At 70.2% G+C, this 9,119-nt stretch carries 9 protein-coding genes; 5 read left to right on the top strand and 4 right to left on the bottom strand.

The features are described from left to right. The coding region (gene sucB, locus XM48_RS00575) for a 2-oxoglutarate dehydrogenase, E2 component, dihydrolipoamide succinyltransferase (protein WP_046453829.1) at positions 1–997 on the top strand (997 nt) is incomplete at its 5' end. Positions 998–1,179: 182 nt separating this feature from the next. Here sucB and XM48_RS00570 read toward each other — a convergent pair. Next, positions 1,180–1,719 (bottom strand): hypothetical protein, encoded by a 540-nt coding sequence (locus XM48_RS00570; RefSeq protein WP_046453828.1) that lies wholly within the window; start codon positions 1,717–1,719, stop codon positions 1,180–1,182. A gap of 178 nt (positions 1,720–1,897) precedes the next feature. Here XM48_RS00570 and XM48_RS00565 point away from each other — a divergent pair, with 178 nt between their 5' ends. Beyond that, positions 1,898–2,599, top strand: a complete 702-nt coding sequence (locus XM48_RS00565) for a DUF4191 domain-containing protein (protein WP_046453827.1) — start codon at positions 1,898–1,900, stop codon at positions 2,597–2,599. A gap of 200 nt (positions 2,600–2,799) precedes the next feature. Here the strand turns inward: XM48_RS00565 and XM48_RS00560 are convergent, their stop codons facing one another. Beyond that, positions 2,800–3,231, bottom strand: a complete 432-nt coding sequence (locus XM48_RS00560; protein ID WP_046453826.1) for an RDD family protein — start codon at positions 3,229–3,231, stop codon at positions 2,800–2,802. A gap of 163 nt (positions 3,232–3,394) precedes the next feature. Here XM48_RS00560 and glnA point away from each other — a divergent pair, with 163 nt between their 5' ends. Beyond that, positions 3,395–4,819, top strand: a complete 1,425-nt coding sequence (gene glnA / locus XM48_RS00555) for a type I glutamate--ammonia ligase (protein WP_046453825.1) — start codon at positions 3,395–3,397, stop codon at positions 4,817–4,819. A gap of 101 nt (positions 4,820–4,920) precedes the next feature. On the opposite strand, the gene XM48_RS00550 is transcribed toward glnA, so the two are convergent. Further along, entirely contained in the window at positions 4,921–5,334 is a 414-nt protein-coding gene (locus tag XM48_RS00550; RefSeq protein WP_046453824.1) for a protease inhibitor I42 family protein, read from the bottom strand. 165 nt (positions 5,335–5,499) lie between these two features. Here XM48_RS00550 and XM48_RS00545 point away from each other — a divergent pair, with 165 nt between their 5' ends. After that, positions 5,500–5,967, top strand: coding sequence for a hypothetical protein (locus XM48_RS00545; protein WP_046453823.1), 468 nt, complete (start codon positions 5,500–5,502; stop codon positions 5,965–5,967). A 25-nt stretch (positions 5,968–5,992) separates the two neighbouring features. Next, a complete protein-coding gene (locus tag XM48_RS00540) occupies positions 5,993–6,415 on the top strand; it encodes a hypothetical protein (protein WP_046453822.1) in 423 nt (140 codons plus the stop codon). A 32-nt stretch (positions 6,416–6,447) separates the two neighbouring features. On the opposite strand, the gene XM48_RS00535 is transcribed toward XM48_RS00540, so the two are convergent. Next, positions 6,448–9,119 (bottom strand): bifunctional [glutamine synthetase] adenylyltransferase/[glutamine synthetase]-adenylyl-L-tyrosine phosphorylase (locus tag XM48_RS00535; RefSeq protein WP_046453821.1); only part of this gene is annotated, 2,672 nt, incomplete at its 5' end.

Here is a 9,119-nt window from a genome sequence, read left to right as displayed (position 1 = left end):
AGCGGCACCCGCTCCCGCAGCCGCTCCGGCGGCAGCTCCGGCTCCGGCGGCTCCCGCAGCACCGGCCGCACCCGCGGTTGACCCCGCCGCGGCCGGCTACGTCACCCCCATCGTCCGCAAGCTCGCGCACCAGCACGGTGTCGACCTCGCGACGATCGCGGGCACCGGCGTGGGCGGACGCATCCGCAAGGAGGACGTGCTCGCCGCTGCGAAGCCTGCTGCCGCGGCACCCGCCGCGCAGGCCGCACCCGCGGTTCAGGCTCCGGTCGCCGAGGTGTCCCCGCTGCGCGGTACCACGCAGAAGATGAGCCGCCTGCGCAAGGTGATCGCCGATCGTGCGGTCGCTTCGCTCCAGTCGACGGCTCAGCTGACCACCGTGGTCGAGGTGGATGTGACCCGTGTGGCGCAGCTGCGCCAGGCTAAGAAGGACGAGTTCCTCGCCAAGACCGGCGCGAAGCTCTCCTTCCTGCCGTTCTTCGCCCTGGCCGCGGCCGAGGCGCTGCGCACCTACCCGATCGTCAACTCGACGGTCGACGGTGACAGCATCGTCTACCCCGACCACGAGAACATCAGCATCGCCGTCGACACCGAGCGCGGTCTGCTGACCCCGGTCGTGCGCGACGCCGGCGAGAAGAACATCGCCCAGCTCGCTCTCGACATCGCCGATCTTGCTGCGCGTACCCGCGACAACAAGCTGACGCCGGACGAGCTCTCGGGCGGCACCTTCACGCTGACCAACACCGGTTCGCGCGGAGCGCTCTTCGACACCCCGCTCGTGTTCCTGCCCCAGTCGGCGATCCTCGGCACCGGCGCGGTCGTCAAGAAGCCCGCGGTGGTCTCGGGCCCCGAGGGCGACGCGATCGCGATCCGCTCGACGGTCTACCTGGCGCTGTCTTACGATCACCGCACCATCGATGGCGCCGACGCCGCCCGCTTCCTCACCCAGATGAAGCAGCGCCTCGAGGCAGCCGACTTCGTGGGCAACCTCGGGATCTGATCCCCCGTCGCGCGATCCGCTCCGGCTGATCCCATCGCGATGACCGGCTTCGGGCCGCGGCACTCCTCGGAGGCCGCGGCCCGAAGTCGTTCCGGCGCGGTCTCGCGGCTCCCGCGCTGTCCGCGCTGCCCGAACCGTCCCGCTCCACAACGCCCGAACCCAGGCCATCGCCTTCGCCGGAATCACGGCCTCGCCCTTTCAGGCGGAGCCGGCGGACGGATACTGATCCGCTCGGAGAGCGCGCTCTCGACCGCTTCGCGCGCCATCGCCCGGCTCCAGCCCGAGGTGCGGGTCGACTCCCGCAGCGCGGTCACCGCGTCGGAAACCGCCTCGGCGAGGTACTCGGCGCACCCCGGCGGACTCCACTGCTCGATGAGGCTGCGCAGCGACTGCTCCGGAATACCGATCAGGGAGCAGTAGGCTCCGTGCCCGGCCCGTTCGTGCTGCAGGCCGGCCCGCACCGCGCGACGATGCGCCCGCGCTCCTCGTGCCGGAAGTCGCCGGCACTCGCTCCCGACGAACTCCAGGTCCGCCGGCCCGATCGGCCCGAGGCACCACCCCGCCGCTCGGGACTCGATCGCCACCGCGCAGAGGCGGAGCACCCGCCAGGCCGTCTCGGCAGCTCGAATCGGCGGGCCGGAAGGGCGCCCGCGGCCGCGAAACCTGCGGAGCAGCTGTTCCGGGAACACCGAGAACGACGAGTGGGACGACGGACGATCCATGTGCGTGCCTCCTGAGGAATCGGACCGGCGCTGCCGGTGAAGAACGCTCATCATCCCGCGCGCCGGGACGCTCCGAAGCGCTTCGCACCGTGCCCGGATCGCCCAGGGCGTAACTCGGCCGTGAATGCACGCTGTGAGGGGTGAATCGGACACGCCCGCGCACGGTATCCTGGGAGGTATGGCCAAAGAGCAGAAAACTCCAGCGAAGAAGGAGCCCGGTCGCATCCGGCAGATGGTGCAGATCTATCGCACCACCAAGGTGCAGGATCGCAACCTGCCCTACATCATGCTGCTCTGCTTCATCGCGCCGATCCTCGTCGCGGTGCTGCTCGCGTTCCTCCTGAACAACAGCATTTTCGGCTGGATCATGTGGCCGCTCACCGGCATCCTGGTCGGCCTCCTGATCGCGATGATCGTGCTGGGCCGCCGCGCCGAAGCGGTCGCCTACCGTCAGATCGAGGGCAAGCCCGGTGCGGTCGGCGCGGTCGTGCAGGGCGCACTGCGTCGCTCGTGGCGTGGATCCGAGGTGCCGATCGCGATCACCCGCAGCCAGGACGCGATCTACCGCGTCATCGGTCGCGGCGGCGTCGTACTCATCGCCGAGGGCTCGGCGCAGCGCACCAAGCGCCTCCTCATCGACGAGGAGCGCAAGGTGAAGCGCGTGCTTCCCAATGTCAAGATCACCCAGCTCTACGTCGGTACCGACGAGGGTGGCATCCCCGTGTCGAAGCTGAACCGGTCGCTCGCCAAGATCAAGCCGACCCTGCGTCGCAACGAGGTGCAGGCCGTGTTCAACCGCCTCTCCTCGCTGCAGGGCACTCCCGTCGGCATCCCGAAGGGCATCGATCCGAACAAGGTGCGCGCGCAGCGTCCGCGCTGATCCACCGCTTCTCGCATGGCGGCTCCGACTTCGGTCGGGGCCGCCATTCGCGTATTCGGGGCACGGTGCCCGGTGTTCAGAAGGAGATCCACCTTCAATAGGAGAGACCGCCGGGATTCGTCCTTCTGACGCCGGATCTCCTTCGGAATCGGAACGGAGACACCGCTACGCCGAGGCGCTGGGCGGAGCAGGATGACCCGCTACGCCCGGATGAGCACCGTTCCGGCGATCTTGTCGTGGAAGCCGCGCTGGTCCGAATCCCACACGAGCACGGGGATGACGAGGAGCAGCAGGACGGTGCGCACGACCGGGCGCCATGCGCCGATCCAGCCGCCCGTCAGCGGTACGACGCGGAGCCCCATGATCCGGTGCCCGATCGACCCGCCGATGGTGGGGATGAACAGGATCTGCATGAGCCCGAAGATGCCGAGCGTGATGAAGGAGGTCGCGGGCCCCTGCGGGAAGAGCAGCGAGATCAGCGTCGCGATGGCCCAATCGATGGCGATCGCGGCGAAGCGCCGACCGATGCGTCCGACGGAGCGCTGCCCCTCGGCGGGAAGGCCGAGACGCTCCCCCGGCCACTTGCTCGGTTCGAGGTCGCCGAAACGTTGCGGGGCGGTGGGAGCGGGCATGGGATCCAGTCTATCGAGCCGCCGAACCGTAACACGCAGGAAACATTGGACACATGTTTCGGAAACGATGCTCTTCTAAAGTGGAGGGAGCACGGTGCAGAACGCGCGTGCGAAGCGCGGACCGACCGCACGGCGTCGGCCCGCCACGACTCTGAGGAGCAGCATGTTTCAGACCCCGCAGGAAGTCATCGACTTCATTCGAGACACGGACGTCAAATTCCTGGACATCCGGTTCACCGACCTCCCCGGGGTGCAGCAGCACTTCAACATCCCCGCGGCGACCGTGGATCTCGACTTCTTCGAGGTCGGCCAGATGTTCGACGGCTCCTCGATCCGCGGGTTCGCCGGCATCGCCGAATCCGATCTGCAGCTGATCCCCGACGTCACCACCTCGTACATCGATCAGTTCCGCGCCGAGCGCACGCTGATCATGCTGTTCGACATCTTCAACCCGCGCACGGGCGAGATCTACTCGAAGGATCCCCGCCAGGTCGCGAAGAAGGCCGAGCGCTACCTCGCATCGACCGGCATCGCCGACACCGCGTTCTTCGCGCCGGAGGCCGAGTTCTACATCCTCGACTCGGTGCGCTACGAGACGACCCCGCAGCGCACCTTCTACGAGATCGATTCGGAAGAGGCGCACTGGAACTCGGGTCGCAAGGTCGAGGGCGGCAACCTCGGCAACACGACCGCGCTCAAGGGCGGCTACTTCCCCGTCTCCCCCGTCGACAAGCAGGCCGACCTGCGCGACGACATCTCGCTGCGCCTCATCGACGCCGGCCTGCAGCTCGAGCGCTCCCACCACGAGGTCGGCGCACCCGGCCAGGCCGAGATCAACTACCGCTTCAACACCCTCGTCTCCGCTGCCGACGACGTGCTGAAGTTCAAGTACATCGTGAAGAACACGGCCGAGCTCTGGGGCAAGACCGCGACTTTCATGCCGAAGCCCGTCTTCGGCGACAACGGTTCGGGCATGCACACCCACATGTCGCTCTGGAGCGGCGGCGAGCCGCTGTTCTACGACGAGGCCGGCTACGCGGGTCTGTCGGACATCGCCCGCTGGTACATCGGCGGCATCCTGCACCACGCGCCGTCGCTGCTCGCGTTCACGAACCCGACCATCAACAGCTACCGCCGCCTGGTCAAGGGGTACGAGGCTCCGATCAACCTCGCCTACTCGGCGGGCAACCGCTCGGCAGCCGTGCGCATCCCGCTGACCGGCTCGAACCCGAAGGCGAAGCGCATCGAGTTCCGCGCACCCGACGCCTCGGGCAACCCCTACCTCGCGTTCGCCGCGCAGCTCATGGCTGGCCTCGACGGGATCCGCAACCGCATCGAGCCCCTCGCGCCGATCGACAAGGACCTCTACGAGCTGCCCCCGGAGGAGGCCAAGAACATCCCCCAGGTGCCGACCTCGCTCGAGGCAGCGCTCGAGGCCCTCGAGGCCGACCACGCCTACCTGCTCGAGGGCGGCGTGTTCACCGAGGAGCTGATCCAGACCTGGATCGATCTCAAGCACGACCTGGAGATCCGTCCGATGTCGGTGCGCCCGCACCCGTACGAGTTCGAGCTCTACTACGGGGTCTGATCGAGACGTTCTGAGGGGCCGGGCCGATTTCGGCTCGGCCCCTCAGCCGTTTCCTGAAGCAGCGGTTCTTCACACCGTGGGCGACGTCCGGCGGTGGCTCCCTACTTCACCGTGATGGTGATCTTCGAGGAGTCCCGTCGGGCCGGATCCTCGGGGATCTCGCCGCGGAATCGATACTCGAACCCGACCGTCGTCGTCCCCTTCTCGCGAGCCACGAATCGATAGGCGAACTCGTGCGGTGCGCCGACGGGCTCCTTCGTGCTGCTGTGCGTCGGCTTCCTCTCGTCGAGAGCCAGCACCTTCGGATCCGGCCGTTCGGTGATCTCCCACTGATCGCCGACCGAGGTGTTGATCGTCCCGAACTCCACGGCGAGGGTCTCACCGACCGGCACCGTCACGGAGTCGGTGCGGTACCCGATGGCGACCTCCCGCTCGACCGGCGCGCACGCTGCGGAGAGCCCCACGAGCAGGCTCGCGGCGCCGATGGCCAGGATCGAACGCGCGATGGTTCCCATGTCGGAACTCTATCCGCTGCTCCCGGATCGGCCGCGCAGGGCCGCGCAGCGGATTGGTTGTCGGTTCGCGCTTCCTTGCGTTCTGCCGTCCGCTTCTGATGGGATGGGCCCGACACCGCCGGTCGAACCGATCGCGCGAGTGCTCCGATCCGGCTGGAGGCGACCATGGGACTGTTCGACCGAGCGAAGAAGGCGGCCGGGGCCGCAGGAGCCGCGGGTGGCGACTGGGCCGCGCAGGCGCAGGCCGCGCAGCAGCTCGCCTCCGAGCAGCTCCGACAGGCGGGCTACACCGACGGCAGCATGCCGACGATGGCGAACGCCGCCGAGGTCGGCGCGCAGATGCAGGCCGACCACGACGTGCTGAACGCCTACGGGCAGGAGCTGAACCGGATCCTGCAGATCGGCGCGCCCGGCACCTGCGTCATCGTCTCGGCCGTCGACACCGGAGATCGCACGGCCGGCCAGCCGTGGTTCCAGATGGAGTACGACATCACCCTTCCCGGGCAGGCCGCCTACCGGGTCTCGAAGATCGAGATGGTGCCCGACGTCGCCCTGGCGAACTACGCGGTCGGATCGGTGCACGAGGTTCGCGTGGATCCCGCCGATCCGCAGAAGATCGCGCTGGCGAGCTGATGCGTTCGCGCCCGTTGGGGTCGCCATGAGCGTCCTGAACGACGTCTGGCGCCTGATCAAGGCCGGCGGACGCGAGAGCGCGCGAACCGACTACGCCGAGGCGCTGCGGCAGTCCGCCGATCTCGCCGAGGCGATGGCCGGTGCGGATCCCGCCGCGCCCGCGGGCACCCACGGCGCCGCCGCAGCGAACCCCTTCACCAACCTCGAGTTCTTGCGCCAGGCGATCCCCGTGGCGGGCACCGTCGTCGCGCTCGCGCCCACCGGGCAGGTGCTCGGCGATGTTCCGATCTACGCGGTCGAGCTCGACGTGCAGCGGGACGGGGCGACGGTCTACCGCACCACGTATCAGACGGTGATCGCGGCGGGCGCATTGCACAACTGGCAGCCGGGCAAGGTGCTGCCGTTCCGGGTCTCGCCGACGGATCCGCACGCGCTGATGCTCGGCTGAGCCACGGCCGATCCGGAGCGGCCGGTCGCGGTCTACGGCCGGAACATCGAGACGCCCGGGCCGTCCTCGTAGCCGAAGAACTCGCGTTCGAACACGGCCCGCGCGCGGCGCGCGGCGCCGAACCAGCGCTCCTCGATCTCGCCCGTGCTGCCGCTCGGCAGTCCGAGCACGCCGGCGATGCCTTCGAGATCGGTGCGGTCGTTCGGCAGGCTGTCCGATCTGCGTCCCGACCAGAGGGTCAGCGCCGAACGCAGCGTGCTCGCCAGCGTCCAGGAGTCCATGAGCGATTCCTCGGACTCGCCGTCGATGAGTTCGGCCTCGACGGCCGCGCGCAGGGCTTCGCGCGTCGACACCGTGCGGAACGCGGGAATGCCCGCGCCGTGCTCGAGCTGCAGCAGCTGCACGAGCCACTCGACGTCGCTGAGCCCGCCCGGACCGAGCTTGAGGTGCCGCCGGGGATCGGCGCCGCGCGGCAGCCGTTCCGCCTCGACGCGAGCCTTGAGCCGCCGCACCTCGCGCACCTCGTTCTCGCCGAACTGCTCCGGGAAGCGGATCTCGTCGGCCAGCGCGAGGAAGTCGCGGCCGAGCTCCACATCGCCCGCGACGGCGCGGGCCCGCAGCAGCGCCTGCGCTTCCCAGGCGAGCGACCAGCGTTCGTAGTAGGCGCGATACGCGTCGAGGCTGCGCACGAGCGGCCCGTTCTTGCCCTCGGGGCGCAGGTCGAAGTCGAGGTCGACCGGGAAGCGCGGGTCCGAGACGAGCCGGCGCAGCTCCGTCACGAGGCGCAGCGCCTCGCGCGTCGCGGCGTCCGGGGCGGTACCGGGAAGCGCCCGGTGCACGGCGACGAGGTCGATGTCGGAGGCGAAGCCGAGCTCCCGCCCGCCGTAGCGCCCCATGCCGATCAGGGCGAGCTCGATCCCGGTCTCGGGTGCGCTCTCACGCAGGGCGAGCAGCAGCGCGTCGAGCAGGGCGCCGTGCGCGGCGTCGAGCCCGCCGGCCACCTCCTCATCGTCGATCACGCCGACGAGCCGCCCGAGGGCGAGCCGCAGGATCTCGCGCCGGTGAGCGGCGCGCAGCGCGACCGCGGCGTCGTCGACCGTCGCCCGTCGCGACGCCATCGCACGCATCTCGGCGCGGAGCGTACCGAAGGAGGTCGGCATCATCAGCTCGTCGCGCTCCAGCCAGGCGACGGCCTCGGGGATCGACTCCAGCAGCTCGGCGGCGAAACGCGAGGTCGACAGCACGTGCGTGAGCCGCTCGGCGGCCTCCGATCCGTCGCGCAGCAGCCGCAGATACCAGGGCGTGTCGCGGTTCGCCTCGCTCACCCGCCGGAACGCGAGCAGCCCGGCATCGGGGTCGGTGCCCGCGGAGAGCCACTGCAGCAGCACCGGCAGCAGGTTGCGCTGGATCCGCGCGCGGCGGGACCCGCCCGAGGTGAGGGCCGTCAGGTGCCGCATCGCGCCGTCGGGATCACGGAAGCCGATACCGACGAGCCGAGCCCGCGCCTCGTCGCCGCCCAGCACGAACTCGGCGTCGGGCAGCGCGGCGACCGCGCTGAGCAGCGGCGCGTAGAAGATCTTCAGGTGCAGTTCGCGCACCTCGTGCTTGATCGCTTCCCACCGGCGCCGCAGCTCCTCGGCGGTCGCGGCGAGCCCCGAGGCCCGCGCGAGCACCCGCAGCCCGTCGGGATCGCGCGGCATCAGCGCCGTGCGCCGCAGCTCCCGTAGCTGCAGCCGGTGTTCGAGCAGCCGGAGCCGCGCGTAGTCCGCTTCGAGGCGCTCGCCGTCCTCGCGGGCGACGTATCCGCCGGCGACCAGCGCGTCGAGGGACTCGAGCGTGCCGCGGAGCCGCAGCCGTTCGTCGTACTGTCCGTGCACGAGCTGCAACAGCTGCACGCTGAACTCGATGTCGCGCAGCCCGCCCGGGCCGAGCTTGAGCTGGTGGTGGATGTCCTCCTCGGCGATGTGCTCGGTCACGCGCCGGCGCATCCGCTGCACGGAGCCGACGAAGTCCTCGCGCGACCCGCTCGCCCAGACCATCGGCCGGGTGCGCTCGACGAACTCCTCGCCGAGCGCGAGGTCACCGGCGACGGGCCGCGCCTTCAGCAGCGCCTGGAACTCCCAGGCCTTGGCCCAGCGCTCGTAGTAGCTGAGCATCGACGCGAGGCTGCGCACCAGTGCGCCCTGGCGCCCTTCGGGCCGCAGGTTCGCGTCGACCTGCCAGAGCGGGGGCTCGTGCGCGGGATCGTGGATCGCGCGCATGAGCTCGCCGGCGAGCCGGGTGGTCACGCGGATGAGCGCGTCCCCGTCGAGCACGTCGTCGTCGGTGCTGCCGACGACGAACACGACGTCGACGTCCGAGACGACGTTCAGTTCGCGGGCGCCGCACTTGCCCATCGCCACCACGGCGAGGCGCGCGGCCGCGACGCGTTCGACGGGGACCGCGGGTCCGCCCTCGCCGTCGAGCAGGCGCCGTCGCGCGACCGCGAGGCCGGCCTCGAGCGCGGCCGAGGCCAGGTCGGAGAGCGCGGCCGCGACCTCGGCGAATGGCGCGGGCTCCCCCGCGGCCGCGCCGCGTTCGAGGTCCGCGACCATCAGCTCGGCGAGCAGTTCGCGGTAGCGCGTCCGGAGCGCGTTCCAGGCGGACTCGTCGGACGACGACGCGATCGGCACGCGCTGACCCGCGGCGACGGCCGGGTCGTCGG

This window comes from Leucobacter sp. Ag1 (genome assembly GCF_000980875.1).
Classification (GTDB): Bacteria; Actinomycetota; Actinomycetes; order Actinomycetales; family Microbacteriaceae; genus Leucobacter; species Leucobacter iarius.
Note: the sequence above shows the minus strand (reverse complement) of the source record. Positions and strands in the feature narration are given on the sequence as shown.